This is a genomic window from Bacillus nitratireducens (genome assembly GCF_001884135.1).
In the GTDB taxonomy this organism is placed as follows: Bacteria; Bacillota; Bacilli; order Bacillales; family Bacillaceae_G; genus Bacillus_A; species Bacillus_A nitratireducens.
Genome location: NZ_MAOC01000039.1, coordinates 77,073 through 100,017, shown reverse-complemented (window position 1 = coordinate 100,017; position 22,945 = coordinate 77,073). Strand labels below are relative to the sequence as shown.

19 protein-coding genes are annotated in these 22,945 nt (G+C 34.3%); 10 read left to right on the top strand and 9 right to left on the bottom strand.

What is annotated here, in order from left to right; all coding sequences use genetic code 11:
* Positions 1-2: 2 nt before the first annotated feature.
* The 7 genes from BAU23_RS15220 to BAU23_RS15190 all read right to left on the bottom strand — a co-directional run bounded on the left by BAU23_RS15220 (position 3) and on the right by BAU23_RS15190 (position 7,977).
* The gene (locus tag BAU23_RS15220) at positions 3-1,487 is read right to left on the bottom strand and encodes an MBOAT family O-acyltransferase (RefSeq protein WP_071734763.1); all 1,485 of its coding nucleotides are present in this window, start codon (positions 1,485-1,487) and stop codon (positions 3-5) included.
* A 117-nt stretch (positions 1,488-1,604) separates the two neighbouring features.
* A complete protein-coding gene (locus BAU23_RS15215) occupies positions 1,605-3,158 on the bottom strand; it encodes an ABC-F family ATP-binding cassette domain-containing protein (protein WP_000055401.1) in 1,554 nt (517 codons plus the stop codon).
* Positions 3,159-3,440: 282 nt separating this feature from the next.
* Complete coding sequence (locus BAU23_RS15210; protein ID WP_000856140.1) at positions 3,441-4,862, bottom strand: oligosaccharide flippase family protein; 1,422 nt, start codon at positions 4,860-4,862, stop codon at positions 3,441-3,443.
* A gap of 92 nt (positions 4,863-4,954) precedes the next feature.
* Positions 4,955-5,935, bottom strand: a complete 981-nt coding sequence (locus tag BAU23_RS15205) for a glycosyltransferase family 2 protein (RefSeq protein ID WP_000970535.1) — start codon at positions 5,933-5,935, stop codon at positions 4,955-4,957.
* 231 nt (positions 5,936-6,166) lie between these two features.
* Positions 6,167-6,511 carry a DUF2304 domain-containing protein gene (locus BAU23_RS15200; protein ID WP_000547571.1) on the bottom strand — a complete coding sequence of 115 codons (345 nt, stop codon included), beginning with the start codon at positions 6,509-6,511 and terminating at the stop codon, positions 6,167-6,169.
* Between the two features lie 6 nt (positions 6,512-6,517).
* A complete protein-coding gene (locus BAU23_RS15195; RefSeq protein WP_000021472.1) occupies positions 6,518-7,246 on the bottom strand; it encodes a glycosyltransferase family 2 protein in 729 nt (242 codons plus the stop codon).
* A gap of 218 nt (positions 7,247-7,464) precedes the next feature.
* Positions 7,465-7,977: an acyl-CoA thioesterase gene (locus BAU23_RS15190; protein ID WP_000412118.1), complete on the bottom strand. Its 513-nt coding sequence runs from the start codon at positions 7,975-7,977 to the stop codon at positions 7,465-7,467.
* A 364-nt stretch (positions 7,978-8,341) separates the two neighbouring features.
* On the opposite strand from BAU23_RS15190, the gene BAU23_RS15185 reads away from it, so the two are divergent.
* On the top strand, positions 8,342-9,655 hold the full coding sequence (locus tag BAU23_RS15185; RefSeq protein WP_071734762.1) for an ArnT family glycosyltransferase: 1,314 nt from the start codon (positions 8,342-8,344) through the stop codon (positions 9,653-9,655).
* A 213-nt stretch (positions 9,656-9,868) separates the two neighbouring features.
* Here BAU23_RS15185 and BAU23_RS15180 read toward each other — a convergent pair whose 3' ends face one another.
* Positions 9,869-10,501 carry a trimeric intracellular cation channel family protein gene (locus tag BAU23_RS15180; protein ID WP_000924379.1) on the bottom strand — a complete coding sequence of 211 codons (633 nt, stop codon included), beginning with the start codon at positions 10,499-10,501 and terminating at the stop codon, positions 9,869-9,871.
* A gap of 495 nt (positions 10,502-10,996) precedes the next feature.
* Between BAU23_RS15180 and BAU23_RS15175 the strand changes: the two genes are divergently transcribed.
* From BAU23_RS15175 to BAU23_RS15140, 8 genes are all read left to right on the top strand, one after another.
* Positions 10,997-12,469, top strand: coding sequence for an O-antigen ligase family protein (locus tag BAU23_RS15175; RefSeq protein ID WP_071734761.1), 1,473 nt, complete (start codon positions 10,997-10,999; stop codon positions 12,467-12,469).
* 95 nt (positions 12,470-12,564) lie between these two features.
* The gene (locus BAU23_RS15170; protein ID WP_071734760.1) at positions 12,565-13,674 is read left to right on the top strand and encodes a glycosyltransferase family 4 protein; all 1,110 of its coding nucleotides are present in this window, start codon (positions 12,565-12,567) and stop codon (positions 13,672-13,674) included.
* 21 nt (positions 13,675-13,695) lie between these two features.
* Positions 13,696-14,436: a WecB/TagA/CpsF family glycosyltransferase gene (locus BAU23_RS15165; protein ID WP_016131015.1), complete on the top strand. Its 741-nt coding sequence runs from the start codon at positions 13,696-13,698 to the stop codon at positions 14,434-14,436.
* A gap of 154 nt (positions 14,437-14,590) precedes the next feature.
* Positions 14,591-15,790, top strand: a complete 1,200-nt coding sequence (locus BAU23_RS15160; RefSeq protein WP_000048800.1) for an MFS transporter — start codon at positions 14,591-14,593, stop codon at positions 15,788-15,790.
* 210 nt (positions 15,791-16,000) lie between these two features.
* Entirely contained in the window at positions 16,001-16,717 is a 717-nt protein-coding gene (locus tag BAU23_RS15155) for a LytR/AlgR family response regulator transcription factor (protein ID WP_071734759.1), read from the top strand.
* A gap of 122 nt (positions 16,718-16,839) precedes the next feature.
* Complete coding sequence (cstA, locus tag BAU23_RS15150) at positions 16,840-18,915, top strand: carbon starvation protein CstA (RefSeq protein WP_071734758.1); 2,076 nt, start codon at positions 16,840-16,842, stop codon at positions 18,913-18,915.
* A complete protein-coding gene (locus BAU23_RS15145; RefSeq protein ID WP_000920270.1) occupies positions 18,908-19,111 on the top strand; it encodes a YbdD/YjiX family protein in 204 nt (67 codons plus the stop codon). The genes cstA and BAU23_RS15145 overlap by 8 nt, the downstream gene beginning before the upstream one ends.
* Positions 19,112-19,254: 143 nt before the next feature.
* Positions 19,255-20,310: a diguanylate cyclase gene (locus tag BAU23_RS15140; protein ID WP_071734757.1), complete on the top strand. Its 1,056-nt coding sequence runs from the start codon at positions 19,255-19,257 to the stop codon at positions 20,308-20,310.
* Between the two features lie 97 nt (positions 20,311-20,407).
* Here BAU23_RS15140 and pdxK read toward each other — a convergent pair whose 3' ends face one another.
* The gene (pdxK, locus tag BAU23_RS15135; protein WP_071734756.1) at positions 20,408-21,232 is read right to left on the bottom strand and encodes a pyridoxine/pyridoxal/pyridoxamine kinase; all 825 of its coding nucleotides are present in this window, start codon (positions 21,230-21,232) and stop codon (positions 20,408-20,410) included.
* 134 nt (positions 21,233-21,366) lie between these two features.
* On the opposite strand from pdxK, the gene BAU23_RS15130 reads away from it, so the two are divergent.
* On the top strand, positions 21,367-22,938 hold the full coding sequence (locus tag BAU23_RS15130; RefSeq protein ID WP_071734755.1) for a GAF domain-containing sensor histidine kinase: 1,572 nt from the start codon (positions 21,367-21,369) through the stop codon (positions 22,936-22,938).
* Positions 22,939-22,945 lie beyond the last annotated feature (7 nt).

Below are 22,945 nucleotides of genomic sequence, written 5' to 3'. Positions count from 1 at the left end.
TATTAGAAATTAAAGTATAAGAATGAACTTACACGATTTAAATACATTAAAGACAGTATAAACATGCTAGCTAATGCAAGAGCATAAATCGGTTTTGGACGAAAAGATTCTAATTTTTCTATAGAATTCTTCGTAAATAATACAATAGCCATTCCAATCGCTAGGTATAAGATAGTTTGGAAGTTAAATTGACTACCAGTTACTTGGAATGGGAATAAATTAGCGACTGAATAAATTAAATTATCCAATGTAGAAACACCGGTTAATGTTTCTGGGCGGAATTGGATAAGTGCTGTTTGGATGTGCAAGTAATTTACATTGAACATGCGATTTAACATAGTTAATGCATCTTCTACTGAAGTTGCTCTGAAAAATACCCACGTTACATGCACAAATCCCATTGTTAAGATCCATGCGAATACTTTAGGCATTTTTCCACCTAAGTTTTTAAATAATCGGTGTATTACAATAGCCAATCCGTGTAAAACGCCCCAAATAACAAATGTCCATCCAGCGCCATGCCAAATACCACTAATAAGGAAGATTGTAAATAAATTTACATAAGTTCGAACTTGTCCCTTACGACTGCCGCCTAATGGAATATATACATATTGAGTGAAAAATCGCCCTAATGTCATATGCCAACGTCTCCAAAAATCTTGAATACTTAAAGATTTATAAGGAGAGAAGAAGTTAGTTGGTAATGTAATATTGAATAACAGCGCGGCACCTATTGCCATATCACAATATCCACTAAAATCAAAATACAGTTGTAATGTATATGCAAGCGATGAAATCCATGCATCAGTCGTAGATAGTTGATTTACGTTGCTAAAGCCAAAATCAGCCCATTGTGCTAGTGAGTCAGCAATTACTACTTTTTTAGTAAGACCGATTCCGAATATATAAATTCCTTTTGTAACATTCTCGATATTCAACTTTCTCTTGGATTCATCCTGGAATTGAGGTAGAACCTTACTATGATGGACAATTGGTCCTGCAATAAGTTGCGGGAAAAACGTTACGAATAAGCAAAAATCAATAAAGTTAAACTTGGTTAATTCTCTCTTATAACAATCTACTAAAAAACCTATCTTTTGGAAGGTGATAAAACTAATTCCTAAAGGCAATAACAGCTTTAATAAAGGTATATCAGTTCCAAATATAGTATTTATATTGTCTAAAAAGAAATCGGAATATTTGAAATATCCCAGTAATGAAATGTTAAATATTAAGCCAACTGTCAATAATATTTTTCGAGTTTTTTTATTCGTTTTTTGTATGATTTGTTGGCCTATAAAGGCGTTTGTAAATAATGAAACTCCTATTAGTAATAGATATTTCGCTTCAAAATATGCGTAGAAGTAGAGGGACATGCCCACTAAGAAAATTTTCGCAATGTTTCGATTTAATTTTTGCAATATAAAATATCCAATTACTGCTACAGGTAAGAAATAAAGCATGAATTCATAAGAATTAAAAAGCATATTATTGCCCCCAGCGTAAATAAAATCTTGTCTCTATAAAAAGCGTGACAACAGAACAAGGTGTTGTCACGCTTTTTATAGTATATCATAAAAACATGGTTAATTATCCCATGTATATTATTTTTTGTTTTGTGCCCATTCTTCTATGTTCCAAACTTTTGTTACCCAGTTTTCATAGAAGTCTGGTTCGTGACATACAAGAAGGATTGTTCCCTTATATGCTTTCAGGGCCTTTTGTAGTTCTTCTTTTGCCGTAACATCAAGGTGGTTTGTTGGCTCGTCGAATAGTAACCAGTTGCTTTCTTCACCCATTAGCTTACATAGACGAACCTTTGCTTGTTCGCCACCACTTAATTGATTTAGCGGGCGAGAGATATGCTCATTTTTTAATCCGCATTTCGCTAACATTGCACGAATTTGATGTTGGTCCATGCTAGGAAATGTGTTCCAGACGTCATCAATGGGCGTTATATTATCAGCCTTTACTTCTTGTTCAAAGTATGCGGGCTCTAAGAAGTCACCAAGGCTTGTTTTCCCGCCCAATGGTTTGATTTTTCCTAGAATTGTTTTTAGTAATGTGGATTTACCTACACCATTACATCCAACGATAGCAATTTTTTCACCGCGTTCAATTGTCATTGTTAGTTTTGGTAATAAGGGATGTGTATATCCGATTTCTACATTTTCACCTTCAAAGACGAAACGACTACTTGCGCGACATTCTTTAAATGAGAATTCTGGCTTAATTGCTGTTTCAGGACGATCAATACGCTCCATGCGATCAAGTTGTTTTTGACGACTCTTTGCACGACCTGTCGTTGAATAACGGGCCTTGTTCTTCGCAATAAAGTCTTCTTGTTTTTTAATAAATTCTTTCTGCTTTTCATAAGCATTTATATGTTGATTTTTATTAATTTCGGCTAACTCTAGGAATTTTTCGTATGTCGCTGTATAGCGCGTCATTTTTGTAAATTCTAGATGGAAAATAACATCAACACATTTGTTCATAAATTCCGTATCATGAGAAATTAATAAGAATGCATGTGGATATTCTTTTAAATAATTCGTTAACCAATGAATATGTTCAACGTCTAAATAGTTAGTAGGTTCATCAAGTAATAATACTTCTGGTTGCTCAAGTAATAGCTTTGCGAGCAATACTTTTGTACGTTGCCCACCACTTAGTGCTGAAACATCACGATCTAAACCGATTGCATCAATTCCAAGACCTCTCGCTGCCTCTTCAATTTTCATATCTAGTAAATAGAAACCACCTGCTTCGAGAGCATCTTGTATTTCCGCCATCTCCTCAAGAAGTGCCTCTAATTCTTCTGGTGTCGCGGTTCCCATTTTTTCTGCAACTTTATTTAAATCTTTTTCTTTTTCAAATAAAGGTAAAAACGCGTCAGCTAATACATCACGAATTGTGCGACCAGGTGTTAAAATTGTATGCTGGTCTAAGTAACCGTAATTTGTACCAGGTGTCCATTCTACACGCCCCTCATCATGGATAAGTTGACCAGTAATAATATTCATAAATGTTGATTTACCAACACCGTTTGCACCGACTAATCCAACATGTTCCCCTGCTAGTAAACGCATGGATACATCTTTAAATAATGTGCGATCGCCAAATGTGTGTCCTAATTTTTCGACTGTTAATAAGCTCATAGTGTCCCCCGTCCATTTCAAAATAGTGTCTTGAATCATGATACTAAATTCTTGAGTATAATGCTATCCTTTCAAAATGTATATTTTTGCAAGATTAACATTACATTGTTTCTGGGAAAATATAGAGTGTAATTGAAAGGTGTTTAATTACATTGTGGGATATGAAAAATGTCGTCGAGAAGAGCTGGTGTTATGAAGGAACAAAAGAAACGATTCTATATGTAGAGGGTAATAAATAAAAAGCCAAGTTCTTTTTCATAAAGATGAAAAAGAACTTGGCTTTTATGCTATTTTCTTACCTAGCTTTTTATTTATAAATCCTAAAATCAACCCGCGTATTTGTGGATCAATTGCAAGGCCAATAATACCGTACAATATACCAGTAAGTGTTAGAGCTACCAGTGGCGGTAAGTTAATTAATACTGTGCGGTATATTGCATAACTGATTATAAATGCTAGTGCATTGAATATTATTCCTTTGAACAGTAATGAAAAACCCTTACGAACAAATAAAGTAAATCCGATTAATAAAGTAACCTCAGTAATGATAGCAGCCACAGCAGCTCCCATCATTCCAAATTGGCTACCTAATACGATGTAACTTATGATGGCAACAGCCAATCCAATTCCCATCGTTGTCGCACGCTTCCATTGTTGACCAATTGTCGTTAAGTTATCAGCAAGTGGATAGTTGATGGATTGTAAAATGACCATAAATGCTAAAATTGCAAGAGCATCACCAGCTGGTGCATATTCTTCGCCTAATAAAGTAACAATCCAAAAGCTTGGATCAGCGATAAATGGGATAGAAATTCCCATTCCTAAGAAAGACATAAGCTTTAATTCAAACAGAGATAGTTTTCTATGTTCATCAATATTCTTCTCATTTCCAAAAGCAAATAACTTTGGATAAAAGGCTGCTGCAATTACACCGGGGATTTGATAAAGTACAGCGGGTATTTTCGATGCAGCTCCAAAGAATCCAACTTGCTCATGTGTTGAAACTTTTTCTAATATAATAGGACCTAACTGCGGTAAAAGCATAATGATAATGCCATTGATTGTGAAAATAAGCAGTTGATCTAAAATTCCTTTGTCCCAGCCTTTATGAACTTTTGTATGGCGGAGTACCATTAAGAAGGCGATAATCCCTGTTACAAGGCTGGATATCCCGTACATAGCAGCGACCATCATAAGTGACCATTTAAACGACATTCCTATTAGAAGCGCAGCAGCTGCTGTTATGCCTTGCAGTACAGAAATAATTGCTGTAAATTGCATACGTTCTGTTACTTGGAAATAAGCCATTCCAACGCCTTGTAAAGTTGCTCCAAACATTGTCGGTAGTACAACCCAATATACCATGGCACGTAAGTAGGCATCCGTATAGAAGAACTGAGCAAAAATAGCGAAGAGTACAGAAATTACGACAGCTAATACGAAACGAATACGTAAATAACTACTGATTAATACGCTAATGTTAGCGCCGCTTCTTGTTCCTTCACGCATAAATGTATGTGTCAAGCCTGCATCTGTAAAATAACAAATGACAGCGGAAACTGCTAATGCAACTGTAAACATCCCATACTCATCTGGTGAAACATATCTTGCAAAGAGAATCGTCGCAATAGCAAGTACAAATCGAACAGTAATATTTCCTACAAAGAGGTAGGAGGCATTTTTAAGGATTTTGTTTGTTTTCATGGAAAAAGACCTTTCTATTCTTCAGGACGGAATTCGTCTTATTTGTAAAGTTAATTTGTTTACGGAAAGAATGTTTAGAAGCGCATTTTTAGTTAAGAAAACATAAACTTGATTCTTACAAACCAAAGCATTGCGTATAACTTCTTACTTCGTTTTCCATTTTTCGAATAAATTTTGCGACAATATTTCTTTATATCGCTTTTGATTAGTTGAACTTGTGATTTATCTAATTTAGAGTTGCCCTTAATGTATATACAAGCGTTATTAATGACCGTATATGGGAATAGATAAGTTTCAAGAATTTCAAGAAGCTCTGTAGAATCATTCACGATTAAGTCTTTTGACTTATTATGAACCCAATCCTTCATTCGATTAAATACTTCTAATTCTTTTGCTGTTTTTAATTCATAATCTTTATACTTTGAAGAAAGGTTTCCTTCTGATAAGATTCGGTAATATGTCAAATATTCGTCTACATAGCATACGTTTGTTACACTCATTAATTTAAATAGAAATTCTAAGTCTTCTCCCCAACTACATCCTGGTGTGAAACGAATGTTATGATCCATCACGATAGATCTTTTGAAAATCCAAGTACTCGTTTGAGCAACAACCTGATGTGTCAAGAAAGCTTTTGTCATATCACCGTTAATAAATTTTGTCGTGTGCTCAACTTTTTCTCCGGTCTCTTCGTAAAAGTTCATATAGCCACAATAACAAGCGTTCATATTGTTTTTATGCATGCTTTCAACTTGTTTTTCGATTTTTGTTGGATGCCATAAATCATCACTATCAAGAAAAGCAACATATTCTCCGCTAGCATTTTCAATTCCTGTATTACGAGCAACAGAAACGCCTTGATTTTCTTGAGGGACGTATCTTATTTGTCCTGGATATTTTTGCTCAAGACTTTTTACGATAGAAGATGATTGATCTTTACTCCCGTCATCTACAATTACAATTTCAATGTTTTTATATGTTTGATTTAGTATTGATTGCATCGTCTCTTCAATATATTTTTCCGTATTATACAGAGGTATGACAACGGAAACGAGTTGTTTTTGTTCCATCATAGAGTTTTTATCTCCTCAAATTTTTTATGTTTTGTACCCTATATACAAGCCTTTTGAAAGGAAGAAGACTACAAGAACATCTGTATAAGTTTAACGCATATAAACTTTGTAAATCAACTTTCTATTGTGGTACCTCGTATAATTAGAAAGAAATAATTTGAAATGATAAAAGCTCCTGAATTTTTCAAGCAAAATTCAGGAGCTTTAATATATTAGTATTTAGTTAGAAAGTTATTCTTTATCTGTTATCTTCAATTTTTGTTTTAATAATGCATAATCTTGCGTTAATGTTACAAGTTGATGGTGTAATTTAGAGATTTTTCTCGTCAGGTCAAAAATTAAGATAAAACAGAATAATAGTCCGAATAAGAATAAAATGGACGGAGGATATTCTACTTTTAATAGTTTTCCAATCCAATTTATAATTTTATCCGTAGAACTTAAAACAGCCATTGTAATACAAACGAAAATCCATAAAATAGCATATTTTGTTTCTAAAGTCCCACGACGAATGGAATTAATAATTGAGAAGAATAGTAATAAAATAAAGATGAATGAAAAGGTAATTATATGCATTCATTATCAACCTTTCACAATTTTTTGCATCAATATAGCAAGACTTACCTTAACCATGTAATATGCAGATTTAAGGGGAGTGATGGAAGATTGTCCACCTTGTCGCTCTTGCATATTTACAGATATTTCATTAATGCGGAGTTTTTTCTTTTTTAAATGAATAAGGACTTCTGGTTCTGGATAATCTTTTGGATAATTGTGTGCAAAAATCTTAATTACTTCTCGATTGATAGCACGATACCCAGAAGTTGGATCCATAAATGTTTGTTTTGTTAGTACTTTCAATAGAGCGGTAAAATAAAAAATACCGATTCTTCGGGAAATACTACCTTTATATGCTGTTTTTTCTGTAAAACGTGAACCCAGCACCATATCGCATTGATCCTCGGCAATAGGCTGTATAATTTTGTATAAATCATCAGGATTATGTTGCCCATCAGCATCGAACTGAATCGCAATATCATATCCGTTCTCATAAGCGTATTTATATCCAGTTTGTACAGCTGAACCGATACCTAGATTATATGGTAAATTAACAAGATGAACAGGGAAATCTTTTACGATTTGAGCTGTTTTATCTTTTGATCCATCATTAATAACGCAAATGCTTAATGCTGTAAAATGCTGTTTTAGTTCTAATAATCTTGTTAATGTATCTGCAATTGCTTCTTCCTCGTTATACGCTGGAATAATAATAAGCGTTTTTGGTATTGAAATTGGTACCTCAATAGACATTACCGCACCATCCCTTATATACTTAATCATATTATGGTTATTTTTAAACGAACATTACTTAATATACCATTAATAGTATAACAAAATAAAGGAAAAGCTGATGGGTGATTTTAGGAAACAGGCATTGAATAAAAATGCTAAGGCGTAACACCTTACTATAATAAAAAATACATGCAAGGAAGAAAAAACCTGTGCATGTATAAGATAAAATCCTAATGTTACATATTCCAAGGCTTACTTAAAGTTAACACTTCAGCCATTTCTTTACTTTTCAAACGTCCTTTTTTTCTATTCTCTGCACGCTCTGAACCAGTTGTATGTAGCCAATGTTCTTCCTCTGTTTCAGGAATTACTTGTGGTACAGATGAAGGTTTTCCGTCTTTTAATGCGACAAATGTAATGAAACAAGTTGCGGCCATTCTACGCTCGCCTGCTAGTAAATCCTCTGCAATTACTTTTACGAAAACTTCCATTGAAGATTTTCCTGTATAACATACGAATGCTTCATAACAAACAGAATCTGCTTGGTGAATTGGAGTTAAAAAATCAACGGAATCGATAGATGCTGTTACGCAATGTTTGCGGCTATGTCTCGCAGCTGCAATTGAAGCGATACTATCAATTTCTGCTAATAATTTCCCCCCGAAAAGTGTTTGGTGATTATTTAAATCGTTAGGAAAAACACGTGTTGTTTTAATTGCTTTTGATTCTCGCATGAATTTCTTTTCCATATATTCATCCCCTATTTTCTGTTTTCAATCAGAGTGACATGTGTAAGTGGAGTACCCATATTAGATATTTAATGAAGTAAAGTGTTCCAAGAGGATTATCCCGCGAATAGCTGGCTAATAGTCAGTAGAAGATGAACAAAACCCCCGCGGATTAAAGTTTCACTTTATTGAAATTTCTGTATTTGTATTCATGTAACTGAAAGAAAATTTATCGTATATAAAATGTAGTGTAAAAGAGGATTCGCTTACATTGCAAGTGAAAAAATAATGACTGTGTATTTGTCATAGAAATGCCCTATTAACCTTGTGCCTATTCATGATAGAATCGTTTTGTTATAAATGGAAGTAGAGGTGCAATGGACATATGAATCATATACAAACAAATTTTTCGTCTTTCTTCAGTAAGATAACGATCGGTACGATGCTCGCATTTTTTGTTTATAGTTGTTGGTCGGCATTTGAAACAAGTAAGCAATTTTTTGGAGGAAGTACAACAAGTATAACGATCGTATTAGTGATTTTTGTTATTCTTATTTTGTTAGTGGCATCGATTTTGCAATATCGTTTTACAGATAAACAATTTCTTATCTTTCTTATAAGCATATCTATAGTTGTAAGACTTATCACAGTTCTATTTGTAGATGGTCCAATAATAGGTGATATGAAAGCTATGTATGAGTCTGCAAAGCAGATTGCAATTGGCAATAATATAGAGAATGTAGCGCAGTTACCTTTTATTATTTATGAATCGATCATCATTCGTATATTTGGTGATACGGTATTCGCTTTACAACTATTTAATATTTTATTTTGTACAGGAACTGCATTTTTCATTTATCGCATTGCGTCAATGGTCCTTGGAGAAGAGTGTGGTCGTATTGCATCAATGTTTTATGCTTTATATATTCCAAATATATTTATGAGTTCTGTATTAACGGCGGAATCACTTGCAATATTTTTATTTTATTGTGCTTGTTACATACTTTTATATAAAGGATTGGATCATCCTTATATCTGGGTAATTTCAGCCGTTTTATTTGCGCTTAGCAATATGATTTTCCCAATGGGTTTATTTTTACCTATTTTTATAGCTGTATATGTGCTGTTAACTGAATTATTCCAATCAGCAACGAAGCAAAAATTACTATTAAAAATGATAGGAATACTTATTCTATTTTATAGTACTCATTTTGGTGTGAGCTATGGTATCAAGATGATGGGAATGTCACAGTATACGATTTCTAATCAGACTTATGTTCAATCTGTTTTAATTGGAAAAAGTCAAAATGAAGAAAAAACATCCAAAAATCAAAGTGTAAAAGAGCACATTGATCAAGAGTTGAAAGAAATGGAAGTAGAAAGATTTAAACTGTTAAAACCAGTTATTAGCCAGTTTTCAGATGAGGGAATAAATTCTATTCTTTTTAAATGTGAAAAGCTTATATATATAGTGGTGACATTGTTTATGGCCATAGCTTTATTACATTTTCTAATTAAGAAACAGCAAAATGAAGGATATATGTTGTTTGTATTATTAATTACCGGATATGTATCGTTAAGGCTCTTTCAAGTGGATATGGCATACTATAATATTATTATGCCAGCTTTGTTTATTTTACAAAGCTTTGGTGTTTATATGAGTTATTTTTATTGCCAAAAAATATTTTTCAGAAAATAAAAGAATCCATTTCGGATTCTTTTTTTGTATCGATTCGCCTTATCGGTTTAGTTCTAGTTGTAAATTATCTGCTGTTAAGGCCACATTCGAGGAATCATCTTGAATACTCTTCATTACTTGTGGGATAGTTTCTAATTCATTTTCAATTTTATATAATTACTCTATAGTATGTAGAATTGTATATAAATTAAGAGAATTCTATGTGGAATTCTCTTAATGGCCCTTATTAATTTTTGCATGTGTTTTAAAGAAAACTGGGAAATGTACGTTATATATTACGGTGACTACACGAATAATGAATGTTATTAATAAACAAACATAGAAAGCTAAGACGTGTGCCCCCATTGCATGTGTAATTAGGAAACTAACTGCTCCTAAAATAGAAGCAATTGCATATATCTCTTTTCGGAATACATACGGGATATCTTGAGCGCAAATGTCGCGTAAAATACCGCCCCCAATACCTGTAATAACTCCCATTGAAACGACTAAAAATGAGGCGTCAACGTGATGTGACATTGCTGCATTTGCACCAATAGCTGTAAATACACCTAAACCAACAGCATCAGAAAGCATAATAACAACTTGAAGTTTATTGATGCGCTCAAAAAACATACATGTGAATAATGCTGATAGTACACTTACAAAAAAGTAAATGGGTTTTACAAATGCGACAGGAGGCAGGTTACCAATCATAATATCACGAATAATACCGCCGCCGAGCGCAGTAGCTACAGCTAAACAAAGGACACCAAATAAATCTAGATCTTTTTTCAAACCAACTAATGTACCAGAAATGGCAGCGGCGATAATGCCAAGAAACGTAAATATATCGATTAATAACATGGCTTTAATTCCTTCCTCTTAAAGATGTTCCAGAGAAAAAATATACACTAAAGTTTTGGAAATAACAATTACTTTTCGCTACATGTAGAAAAATGGATGAAATAGCTAAAGAAAGCGTTTGAAAATGCTTGATAAGTAGCGATAAAGTAAAGTGAAAAAGTGTGGGAAGATTCATTGCATCGTTTTTTGATGTAGCTTAGTTAGAGGGATGGTACAATAGGAGAAGTCCGTTTTGTACATTTATATAAAATGATAAAAAAATATTTTTGTACTGTCGAAAATAAGTGCATATGTGTTAGATAGTTTTTATAGGGATAGGGAAGGATAGCTAAAGGACAATGTTTTCGGTTACTAATAATGCTAGATTTGACTAGTTTCGGCATGAAAAATAGTTCTCAATTTAAATATGAGTTATGTTATAATTGCTAGGTATGTTTAAACAGTAGAAAACTATGATTAAAAGATAATGTGAAGATTTTGTATGGAGGTCTTGGAATGTTAGCAAATCAAGCTAGGGTTAGATTTGAGCATTTTTTGCTCTTTTTTATTATTTTACAGCCTGTTTTAGATTTATTAACGTCTCTTAGCATTGAGTTATTAAAAGTAAATGCGACAGTTGGAATTATGGTAAGATTCCTCATTATGGCAATAGGTGGTATTTATATTTTAATTCAGGCAAAAGAAAGAGAAAATAGGAAGTTTTTGATTTATCTTGTATTACTAGGAGCTATATTAGGAATAGGATTTATTAATAACAAGTTAATCAAGAGTCCTATTGTAATCGCAGAAGAAGTTAAATTCATTGGAAAAGCATTGTATATATATATTATGCTTGGTTCATACATTTTAGCTTTAAAATCACTGAAGAAGACAGTAAATATTAGCGATAAAGTTAGAAATAACATTGTGTATTCCACATTAATTATTAATGCTATTATGGTTATTTCTATTACAACTTCTACAGACTTTGGAAGTTATGAGTGGATGAAGGTTGGTTCCCGAGGATGGTTCTATGCAGGTAATGAACTAGGGTCAATCTTAGCTATTATTTTCCCTATTGTGGTATTATATTCTATTCAAAAAACAAAAAGCGTGAAGCACGTTTTATATTGGATTCCATCGCTTCTAATGATTTACTCTTTAATTCAAGTTGGTACGAAAGTAGGAATGGGCTCAATTGGTGCTACATTAGCGGCAGCAATCGGGATTATTGTACTACAATTATTATTTGATAGAAAAAATCCGAACAAAAAATCTCTTGCAATTAATGCATTAATTGCGATTGTCCTATTAGCTGGTGTAGTTGGAACATTTAAAATGACGCCATTAGCACAAAATATGGGCATTCATAATAACTATTTAGCAGAACAAAATGTAGCACAGCACGGTCAAAAAGAACAAGAAATTAAAGATAAACTGAAAAAAGAACAAGAAATTAAAGATAAAGAAGAAAAACAACATAAAGTTGAAAAGCCGGAAGAAAAGGCAAAGATAGAAGCGGAAGTTAAGAAAGAGCTTGAGAAAGAGCAAAAGAAAGAAAATCAAGAAAATCTTATTTTTAGCGGACGTCAAGTATATGAAGAAAGACATAAGCAGTTCTTTAAAGAAGCGCCAACGTCACAAAAACTATTCGGAATGGGTTACGCAGGTAACTTTAAGTATAATGAACAAAAGCAGCCAGATCCGAAGTTAATTGAAATGGACTTCCATGATTGGTTTTATGATTTCGGAATTATTGGTTTTGCGTTAATGATGATTCCATTTATTTATTACGGCTTAAGAATCTTGATAGCATTTGTTACAAGATTTAAGGAATTATTCAATGTGAAATATGGAATGATTTCAGCAAGCTTAGTATTAGCACTAGGTATTGCATACATTGCAGGACATATTTTGACAGCACCAGGAGTAGGGATTTACTTTGTAGTGGTGTTAGCTTGTCTAATTGTAGATTTAGAAATTGAATGATAAAAATAAAAGCTAACTTTTGTTAGCTTTTATTTTTTAGTACAGTAAAATAAAGATAGATGGAAATGTAGCGAGGATTTAAAGGAGGAAAAAATATGAGGATATTGCATATGAATGCAGGAGCAGAAGATGGTGGAGGAAAAACACATATTATTTCACTGCTCGATCAGTTTCCGGATGGTGAAGTAGAATTAGCAGTATTTGAAGATGGAATTGTTGCGAAAGAAGCAAGAGAGCTAGGGATAAAAGTTCATGTGTTTTCACAAAAATCTCGCTATGATTTATCCATTTTAAAAAACATAAGTGAATTCATTAATAAAGAAAAATTTGATGTAGTTCATACACACGGTCCTAGGGCAAATTTCTTTGTTTCTTTAATGAAAAAGAAATTCGCGGCAAAATGGGTAACGACAATTCATAGTGATCCATTTCAAGACTTTACTAAACAAGGCATAAAAGGTTGGATTTTTACTAAGTTAAATTTAAAAGCTTTAAAAAATATAGATTTATTTTTTGTTGTAACGAATCGGTTGAAAAAAAGCTTAGCGGCATTAGGGATTTCAAATGAAAAGATGCATGTTATTTATAACGGTATTGAATATGATCAGGAAAAAGCAGCTGGCTATAATAAAAAGGAAATGTTTAATATTGATGAAGATGTGTTTACGGCAATCCAAGTAGCACGTCTGCATCCTGTTAAAGGACATGAAGTTTTATTCGATGCGTTACAACAAACAAAATTGGAGAAGATTAAAGTATTATTAGTTGGTGACGGGCCGTTAGAAAGAGAGTTAAAGGCGTTAGCTACTGAAAAAGGAATTAATGATAAAGTTGAATTTTTAGGGCACCGTCAAGATGTGAAACAATTATTTGCTTCATCACATGTAAATTTATTAACTTCCCATAGCGAAGGATTTCCATTAGTTTTATTAGAAGCAGCAAATCAACGTGTACCATCAATTGTGACTAGAGCGGGAGAAATCGAGCCGTTAATCGCAGATGAAACTTACGGGTGGATTGTGCCAACTGGTGATGGAAAAGCGTTAGCATCGGCATTAGAAGAAGCGTATGATAAGTGGAAAACTGGAGAGTTAGCAGCGATGGGTAAACATATTTATGAGCATGCTACTATGAACTTCTCACTTCAAAAATTATATGAAGATACGAAAGAAACATATAAGCAATTAATAGCGAAAAACCTTTAATGATAGAGAGGATAGTTAAATATGGCAGTACAAACGGTTGATATTCTAGGTGTTCCTTTTTCTACAATGACAATGGATGAAACAATCCAATATTTAAAGAAACAACTAGAATTGGAGCAAACTCATACTTTTCAGGTAGTAACAGCGAATCCTGAAATTGTTATGTGCGCAAAAAAGGATGAAAAATTCCATAAAACATTATTAAATACAGATTTAATTACACCTGATGGTATCGGGGTTGTTAAAGCGAGTGGTATGCTTGGTACACCGTTAAAAGAGCGTGTGGCAGGTTTTGACTTAATGTGTAATTTACTTGCAAAGTTATCGGAAGATAATAGACCAGTATCTGTTTTCTTATTAGGTGCAAAACCACATGTTGTACAAGCTGCAGCTAATCATTTAACGAAGACATATTCGGCTGTATCTATTGTGGGTACACAAGATGGGTATTTTAAACAAGAAGAAGAAGAGAATATTGTTTCTCGTATTCAAGAAGCAAAACCAGATCTATTACTTGTTGCGCTGGGCTTCCCAAGACAAGAAAACTTTATCCAAAACAATAAGCATCGTTTAGAAACGAAAATGGCTGTTGGAGTAGGCGGTAGTTTAGATGTGTGGGCTGGAGAGGTAAAACGTGCGCCAAAATGGATCCAAGCTATTAACTTAGAGTGGTTTTACAGATTATGTAGTAATCCAACACGCTGGCGTCGTCAGTTAGTACTAGCTGAGTTTTTAAAAGAAGTAATGCGTTCAAAAAAGTAGCGGAACATCGCTACTTTTTTTATTTGTTTATTTTTGATAAACATTTTACTTTGGGGGAATGATGAAGGAGAATTTTTTACACGAAAGTATTTTACTTATACAATACACACATGTAAAATGATGTGTAAAGACAGCTGTGTAAGGAGGACTTCTTGTGAGCAAGGTAAAAGAAATTTCGAAGCGAAAGCTACTTGGTATAGCGGGGCTTGGATGGCTATTTGACGCAATGGATGTTGGAATGCTTTCATTTGTAATAGTGGCGTTGCAAAAAGATTGGGGATTAAGTACTCAAGAGATGGGTTGGATAGGTAGTATTAACTCAATTGGTATGGCTGTAGGAGCGCTTGTCTTTGGGGTACTATCAGATAAAATAGGACGGAAATCGGTCTTCATTATTACATTATTACTATTTTCTATTGGTAGTGGCTTAACAGCCTTAACGACGACACTTACAATGTTCCTCGTGTTACGCTTTTTAATTGGTATGGGACTCGGCGGAGAACTCCCAGTTGCATCTACCCTCGTATCAGAGAGTGTTGAAGCGCACGAACGTGGGAAAATAGTTGTACTATTAGAAAGCTTTTGGGCTGGTGGCTGGTTAATTGCAGCTCTTATCTCGTACTTTGTGATTCCTAAATACGGTTGGGAAGTTGCGATGGTATTAAGTGCCGTTCCGGCTTTATATGCTTTATATTTAAGATGGAATTTACCCGATTCCCCAAGGTTTCAAAAGGTTGAAAAAAGGCCATCTGTTATTGAGAATATAAAATCGGTTTGGTCTGGGAAGTATCGTAAAGCAACAATTATGTTATGGATTTTATGGTTTTGTGTGGTCTTTTCCTATTATGGAATGTTCCTTTGGTTACCTAGTGTAATGGTACTGAAAGGTTTTAGTTTAATAAAAAGTTTCCAGTACGTACTTATTATGACATTAGCTCAATTACCAGGATATTTTACAGCAGCATGGTTTATTGAACGTCTTGGTCGTAAATTTGTATTGGTTACGTATTTAATTGGTACAGCATGTAGTGCTTATGTGTTCGGAATCGCGGATTCATTAACAGCATTAATAGTTGCGGGTATGTTATTATCCTTCTTTAACTTAGGTGCTTGGGGTGCATTATACGCTTACACACCTGAACAGTATCCAACAGTTATTCGCGGTACAGGTGCAGGAATGGCAGCGGCATTTGGACGTATTGGTGGTATTCTTGGACCACTATTAGTAGGATATTTAGTTGCTTCACAAGCTTCGCTATCGCTAATATTTACGATTTTCTGTGTATCAATTTTAATTGGGGCACTTGCTGTGATTATACTTGGGAAAGAAACAAAGCAGCAGGAATTGGTATAAAGTGAAACTTTAATTAGTGGAGGTTTTGTCCATTCCCTGTTGATTATTAGCACGCACCAATCGAGGTAAAAGAAAAGGGGAGACCAAAGTGGTTTCCTTTTTTCTGTTTTTTTAGATAAATAATGGTATAGTAAGAAAAAGGGATTGTTTCTTACTAAAGCGAATGTATACAACAAGACATATGGACAAAGGAATTAGGTGGTTGGATAAATGAAAATTTTACTTATCATGGAAGAGACAGAAGAGCGAAGAAAATTAGTTGAGTACTTTACTGAGAACATTCGGAATGTAGAATGTTTTGAAGCGAGAGCCGGAACAGAATCTTTGCTAATAATGAAAAAACATACACCTGATTTTGTTTTTTTAAATTCGCAATTAGTAGACGGCACTGGTTTTGAATATTCGAGCTTGTTACGAGAAGTGAATTGTTATACAAAATTTATTTTTATTGGTGAGGATATAGAAGAGACAATTACAGCTTTTCGTTTCCAAGCATTTTATTATTTATTGCAACCATTTCGTGAAGAAGATTTACAATTCATTTTATATAAAATGGGGAAAGAAAAAAGTGAGAAAGCAAAGAGTCATTTGCGTAAACTGCCGATAGAAGGCCATGAGGGAATTAGATATATTTTTCCAGAGGATATTATATATGTAAGTAAAAATAAGGAAAATAAAACAGTTTCAATTTATACAACGAATAATCATCATATTTCAACATACACACTTCAGGAATTAGAAAATAAGCTTAATGCATATGATTTTTTACGTGTACATAAAAGTTATTTAATTAATATGTTATATGTACAAGAACTTAAACCTTATTATAATGGCACGTATAATTTGTATTTAGACGGGTACGATGAGCAACCGATTCCAGTAAGTCGTAATTATGTAAAACGACTTCGAAATAAAATTGAACTATGACAAGTAATGAGAGAATTTTAACATGATAAACTAGAAATCCTTCATGATAAGGAGGATTTAACTTAAATATTCAGAAAATTTAGTACAATCTCCACTAAGAAGTAGTAATGGGGGGATTGTATGTGAAAACGTTGAAGTCAATTTTACTTTGGGGAGTTATTGCAGCACTAGGAGCATCTGCTTTTGGTGTAATAGCCTTATCTCAAGGCGAAACAATTAATGCTGTATGGCTATTAGTTGCTGCTGTATCAGTGTATGCGATTGCTTATCGCTTTTATAGTAGATTTATAGCGAGGAAAGTTTTTGGACTAGATAATAATAGGCAAACACCTGCTCATACATTAAATGATGGGAAGGATTATGTTCCGACAAATAAATGGGTTTTATTCGGTCATCACTTTGCAGCGATTGCAGGGGCAGGTCCTTTAGTAGGTCCAATTTTGGCGGCACAGATGGGCTATTTACCCGGGACAATTTGGATTATTGTTGGAGTAGTTATTGCTGGAGCTGTACAAGATTTTGTAATTTTATTTGCTTCAATGAGACGTAACGGTAAATCATTAGGAGAAATGATTAAAGATGAGATTGGTCCTGTTACAGGATTAATTGCGATGATTGGTATTTTAGGTATTATGATAATTTTATTAGCGGTATTAGCTTTAGTAGTCGTGAAGGCGCTCGTTGGAAGTCCGTGGGGAATGTTTACAATCGCAGCAACGATTCCAATTGCTATTTTAATGGGAGTTTATATGCGTTACATTAGGCCAGGACGTGTAGGAGAAGGATCAGTAATTGGTATTATTCTACTAGTTTTATCTCTTGTTGGAGGACAATATGTAGCAGAAAATCCGACGCTTGCAAGTATGTTTACTTTTAGTGGTGAGACAATTGCTATTATGCTTATCGTATATGGATTTATTGCATCAGCATTACCAGTTTGGATGCTTCTTGCACCACGAGATTATTTAAGTACATTTTTAAAAATAGGAACGATACTTGGATTAGCAATTGGCATTTTAGTTGTAGCTCCAGATTTAAAGATGCCGGCAGTATCTCAATTTATTGATGGGACAGGTCCTGTTTTCTCTGGAAATTTATTTCCGTTCTTATTTATTACAATAGCTTGCGGTGCTGTGTCTGGATTCCACGCTCTCGTTTCATCAGGTACGACACCGAAAATGATTGAGCAAGAAGGCCATGCAAGGCCAATCGGTTATGGAGCGATGTTGATGGAGTCGTTTGTAGCGGCGATGGCTATGATTGCAGCTTGTGTATTAACACCAGGAACTTATTTTGCAATTAATAGCCCAGCAGCACTAATTGGAACTGATGTATCACAAGCAGCTCAAGTTATTTCCTCATGGGGATTTGCTATTACACCGAATGAATTAAAAGAACTTGCTGTTAATGTCGGAGAACAGACCATTTTATCACGTACAGGTGGCGCACCAACATTAGCAATCGGTATGGCGTATATATTTTCACAAGTAATGGGCGGAACGGCGATGATGGCATTTTGGTACCATTTTGCGATTCTTTTTGAAGCACTATTTATTTTAACGACGATTGATGCTGGAACACGTGTAGGGCGATTTATGATTCAAGACATTTTAGGTCATGTATATAAGCCATTTGCGAAAACAGATTCTACATTAGCAAATGTGATAGCTACAACACTATGTGTACTAGGGTGGGGGTACTTTTTATATCAAGGGGTGGTAGATCCTCTTGGCGGAATTAATACGCTATGGCCACTTTTTGGTATTGCAAACCAAATGCTAGCGGGGATTGCATTATTACTTGGAACGACAATTTTGTTCAAAATGGGGAAAAAAGCATATGTTTGGGTGACACTTATCCCAACTATCGGATTGCTTATTGTAACAATGACAGCTGGTTATCAAAAGCTATTTCATGAAAATCCTAAAATAGGATTTCTATCCCACGCAAAGGTGTTTCAGGGAGCATTAGATGAGGGGAAAGTGTTAGCGCCAGCTAAAAATGTCGCTCAGATGAAGCAAATTATTTTCAATGATTATATTGATGCAGCACTTTGTGGGATTTTTATGATAGTTGTAATAGCTGTATTAATTTCTGCACTTCGAATTTGGATTCAAGTATTAAGAAATAAGCCGATGCCGCTAAAAGAGGCGCCATATATTCCTAGAGATGAAAGTGAGTCGAGGAACTATGCTTAAAAGTTTACGGGACGTATGGGGAAAGAGAAAGCAATTTATTAGTTTACTTGTTGGAGTTCCAAGTTATGAAACGTATGTAAATCATATGAAAGCGCATCATCCAGAAGAGAAAATTCTATGTCAAAAGCAATTTTTTGCTGAGGCACAAGAGGCTAGATTTAATGCAAAAGGCGGAAAGATATCACGATGTTGCTAATGGAGGGGACGAAATTTCGTCTCCTTTTTTATTTTGCTGTTCCACGTGGAACAGTAAAAAAATATTGGGAATTATAGGGATTCCGTAATACAATAGCATATAGAAAGGGATAGATGGAAAAGAAAAAGTAGGGAGATCATTTTATGTTCAGAGATTTATTTGTAAATATGACAATCATTCTTTCCTTTATCTTTGTGGGTGCTCAGCTTGTAAGAGATAGGCCATTAAAAGAAGGATTCTCTTTTTGGCAGAAATGTTTGGTCGGTATTTTAACTGGAATATTGAGTATATTGTTGATGCACTTTGGTGTACATATTGAAGATATTATGTTGGATTTACGTTATTTAGCTGTTGTTTTGGCAATTATGATTGGTGGCCCAATAGCTAGTAGTATAACAGTTATAATCATTTTAATAACCCGGGTATTTTTTACTGAGTATTCTTTAGCCTCCGAATTGGCTTGCTATACTATCGTGGCAACGGGGATGGGCATTACCCTTATTTGGCGAATGAAAATTTCTATATTTGCAAAATGGATATGGTTTAATGTGTACAGTCTGTCTATTTTAATACTGCCACTTTATATTTTATTTAAGGATATGTATGTAGTTTCATTATATTTAGTTTGTTGTATTGTAGCGGCATACGTCACATTTGTAAGTGCAAGTTACGTATTGCAATCAAATGAATTATTTCAAACGATGAAGCATTATGCAACGATAGATGCATTAACGAATCTGGGGAATGTAAGGCAATTTGATTTAGAGATGAATCGTCATATTGATAACAAGTATATGAAAAATGATTCGCTCTGTTTATTACTTATCGATATTGATCACTTTAAGTATGTAAATGATACATACGGTCATCCTGCTGGGGATGAAGTGTTAAAACAAGTAGGGCGTATTTTGTTAGAGACTGGACCATTCTCTAATTTGGTTTTTCGAAAGGGTGGCGAAGAATTTGCCTTGTTGATACCGAAAAAGGGATTAGCATTTGGAACTCGTATAGGGGAACAAATTCGACTAGCTGTTGAAAAGCATTCATTCCAACTGAAAAACGGAACAAAAATTAAAATTACAGTTTCTGTTGGGATTTCAGAGTATAAAAAATCACCTGAGCAATTTATTCAAGCAGCGGATGATGCATTATATTATTCAAAAAGAAATGGTAGAAACCAAGTTAGTTCAGCATCATAGGAATTCGAGGAGTACTTTAAAACATTTTTGCAAAACATACTAAAACCGACAGAACAATGAATGCTCTGTCGGTTTTAGTATGTTTTTTAGTTTATTATTAGACAAGCTCTTTCTGTGCAACGAATTTGCGGTATGCACCGTGATGTGTTGGTCCTACATATTCATTAATTTTGAATGAATGACGAATTGCAGCTGTGATGAATTCTTTTGCAGTTTTTACCGCTTCTTTTACAGTTTTTCCTTTTGCAAGTTCTGCTGTAATTGCAGCAGAATATGTACAACCTGCACCGTGTGTATTTGTCGTATCAATCTTTTCTGATTCTAGAAGATCGAATGTTTCACCGTCATATAATACATCAATAGCAGTTTCTGTACCTAGTTTGCTACCACCTTTAATTAGTACGTATTTAGCACCTAAAGCATGGATTTTCTTTGCAGCTTCTTTCATGTCCTCAAGAGAATTAATTTTCACACCACTTAATTGATACGCTTCAAATAAGTTTGGCGTTACAACTAATGCCTTTGGAACAAGAACGTCACGTAAGCAGTCGTTTGTTTCAGGGTGTAATGCTTCATCGGCCCCTTTACATACCATAACAGGATCAACTACTACATTTTTGAAATTGTGCTTTTCAATTGTTTCTGCAACCATTTCGATAATTTCTACTGATCCAAGCATACCTGTTTTTAAAGCATCTACGCCAACACCTTCAACTGTCGTTTCTAATTGTGGTTTTAATGTAGAAGCCGCAATTGGGAATACGTTATGTGCCCAACCGTTATGTGGATCCATCGTTACGATTGTCGTAAGAGATGTCATTCCGTATACACCAAGTTCTTGGAATGTTTTTAAATCTGCTTGTATACCAGCACCGCCACTTGTGTCAGAACCAGCGATAGTAAGTGCCTTATTTAATGTCATTATGAAAGCCCCCTCAAGTGATATAATGAAAACTATGTTTTCACCATTATATCAATGTTACGAATAAGTACAAAGTGAAAAGTAGATGATTTACTTTAGGGGAGATTTAAAATCTTGTATGTAGGAGATTAAGTATGTTTCGAGATAATCGTACAAATGAATTAGTTATATTAAAAGAAATTGCAGAAACGCTAAATACATCAAATGATACATATCATGTATTGCAAGCAGTGCTAGAAAAATTACTTAGTGTAACAGGTTTAACGACAGGATGGATTTTTCTTGCGGATGAAAATGGGAGATATACGAAATTAATCGATTACCAGTTACCAGAGGCACTTACATATGAAAACAAACGCCCGATGTGTGAAGGGGAATGTTGGTGTTTACGTGGCTTTGTGGATGGAAAGTTAGAGCGAGCTGTTAATATTATTGAATGTAAAAGAATTAATAATGCAATTGAATATAATTGGGGAGATACAGAAGGAATTCTTCACCATGCTACGGTTCCTTTAAAGGCTGGAGGAGAAAAATTTGGTTTGTTAAATGTGGCAAGCCCAGGTAAAACACATTTTTCAGAAGAAGAATTAGTATTGCTTCAATCAGTTGCCTTCCAAATTGGAACGGCTTTAAAACGAGCAAAGTTATATGAAAATGAAAAGCGAAGAGCGCATTATTATGTGAAATTAGAACGGTTCATTCAAGTTTTAAGAACGATTCATCAATTTAATATATTGCCTGAAAAAGTTGTAAATCAATTAGGTGAAGTGTTTCAGTGGAATCAAGTCGCATTCTTTATTAGGGAAGAGAAAGAATTAGCCTTGCGGGCATCTTATTGCCAGGAAGAATTACAAGAGGATATAAAAGAAGCAGCGAAAGAAGCACTAGAAAAAGGTGAACCTATTTTATTAAACCATCAAATCAGTCATAAGATAGCCTCTAATAGGACGGTTATTGCCTCACCAATACAGATTCAAAGTCACATATTTGGTGTTTTATGTGTTAGTTCAAATAATGGTGAATTTGATGTGAATACGACAGATGTACTTCAAGCAATAACAAATCATATTTCTTTCGTGATAGAAAATTTAAGGTTAAATGAGCAACGACGCGAACTTGTACGAATGGAAGAAAGAAACCGGTTAGCAAGAGATTTACATGATTCTGTTTCACAAAAGTTGTTTTCATTAACGTTTATGACGAAAGGTGCTGAAGCTGTCTTAAAGGGTCAAAATGAAAAGGTAGATCAGTCTTTGTATGAGATGCGTGAATTAGCACAAGGTGCCTTAAAAGAAATGAGGACGTTAATTTGGCAACTACGTCCAGCGGGATTAGAGAAAGGACTATTACCAGCTTTAAAACAATATGGTGAAAGTTTGGGATTGAAAATTCGGGAACAAGTTACAGGTGTTCGTGATTTACCTCGCGTAGTAGAAGAAGCGCTCTGGAGAATTGGACAAGAAGCTTTAAATAACGTAAGTAAGCATGCAAATGTCAGGGAAGCGACGATTTATTTCAAAGTGACGGAGAAGAATGTATCATTAGAAATAGTCGATCAAGGAAACGGCTTTGTAGAAAAGGATATAAAAGAGAAGAAATCACTCGGTATGACTACGATGCGCGAAAGAGTAGAATTAGTTGGTGGGATGATTAAAATTACAAGCAGCGAGAAACGAACGAGTGTAAAAGTAAATGTACCATTATGATATGAAA

Excerpts from the sequence above, each read along its gene's own strand:
- BAU23_RS15220 (WP_071734763.1), bottom strand. The coding sequence starts at position 1,487 with ATGCTTTTTAATTCTTATGAATTCATGCTTTATTTCTTACCTGTAGCA.
- BAU23_RS15215 (WP_000055401.1), bottom strand. The coding sequence starts at position 3,158 with ATGAGCTTATTAACAGTCGAAAAATTAGGACACACATTTGGCGATCGC.
- BAU23_RS15210 (WP_000856140.1), bottom strand. The coding sequence starts at position 4,862 with ATGAAAACAAACAAAATCCTTAAAAATGCCTCCTACCTCTTTGTAGGA.
- BAU23_RS15205 (WP_000970535.1), bottom strand. The coding sequence starts at position 5,935 with ATGATGGAACAAAAACAACTCGTTTCCGTTGTCATACCTCTGTATAAT.
- BAU23_RS15200 (WP_000547571.1), bottom strand. The coding sequence starts at position 6,511 with ATGCATATAATTACCTTTTCATTCATCTTTATTTTATTACTATTCTTC.
- BAU23_RS15195 (WP_000021472.1), bottom strand. The coding sequence starts at position 7,246 with ATGTCTATTGAGGTACCAATTTCAATACCAAAAACGCTTATTATTATT.
- BAU23_RS15190 (WP_000412118.1), bottom strand. The coding sequence starts at position 7,977 with ATGGAAAAGAAATTCATGCGAGAATCAAAAGCAATTAAAACAACACGT.
- BAU23_RS15185 (WP_071734762.1), top strand. The coding sequence starts at position 8,342 with ATGAATCATATACAAACAAATTTTTCGTCTTTCTTCAGTAAGATAACG.
- BAU23_RS15180 (WP_000924379.1), bottom strand. The coding sequence starts at position 10,501 with ATGTTATTAATCGATATATTTACGTTTCTTGGCATTATCGCCGCTGCC.
- BAU23_RS15175 (WP_071734761.1), top strand. The coding sequence starts at position 10,997 with ATGTTAGCAAATCAAGCTAGGGTTAGATTTGAGCATTTTTTGCTCTTT.
- BAU23_RS15170 (WP_071734760.1), top strand. The coding sequence starts at position 12,565 with ATGAGGATATTGCATATGAATGCAGGAGCAGAAGATGGTGGAGGAAAA.
- BAU23_RS15165 (WP_016131015.1), top strand. The coding sequence starts at position 13,696 with ATGGCAGTACAAACGGTTGATATTCTAGGTGTTCCTTTTTCTACAATG.
- BAU23_RS15155 (WP_071734759.1), top strand. The coding sequence starts at position 16,001 with ATGAAAATTTTACTTATCATGGAAGAGACAGAAGAGCGAAGAAAATTA.
- BAU23_RS15145 (WP_000920270.1), top strand. The coding sequence starts at position 18,908 with ATGCTTAAAAGTTTACGGGACGTATGGGGAAAGAGAAAGCAATTTATT.
- BAU23_RS15140 (WP_071734757.1), top strand. The coding sequence starts at position 19,255 with ATGTTCAGAGATTTATTTGTAAATATGACAATCATTCTTTCCTTTATC.
- pdxK (WP_071734756.1), bottom strand. The coding sequence starts at position 21,232 with ATGACATTAAATAAGGCACTTACTATCGCTGGTTCTGACACAAGTGGC.
- BAU23_RS15130 (WP_071734755.1), top strand. The coding sequence starts at position 21,367 with ATGTTTCGAGATAATCGTACAAATGAATTAGTTATATTAAAAGAAATT.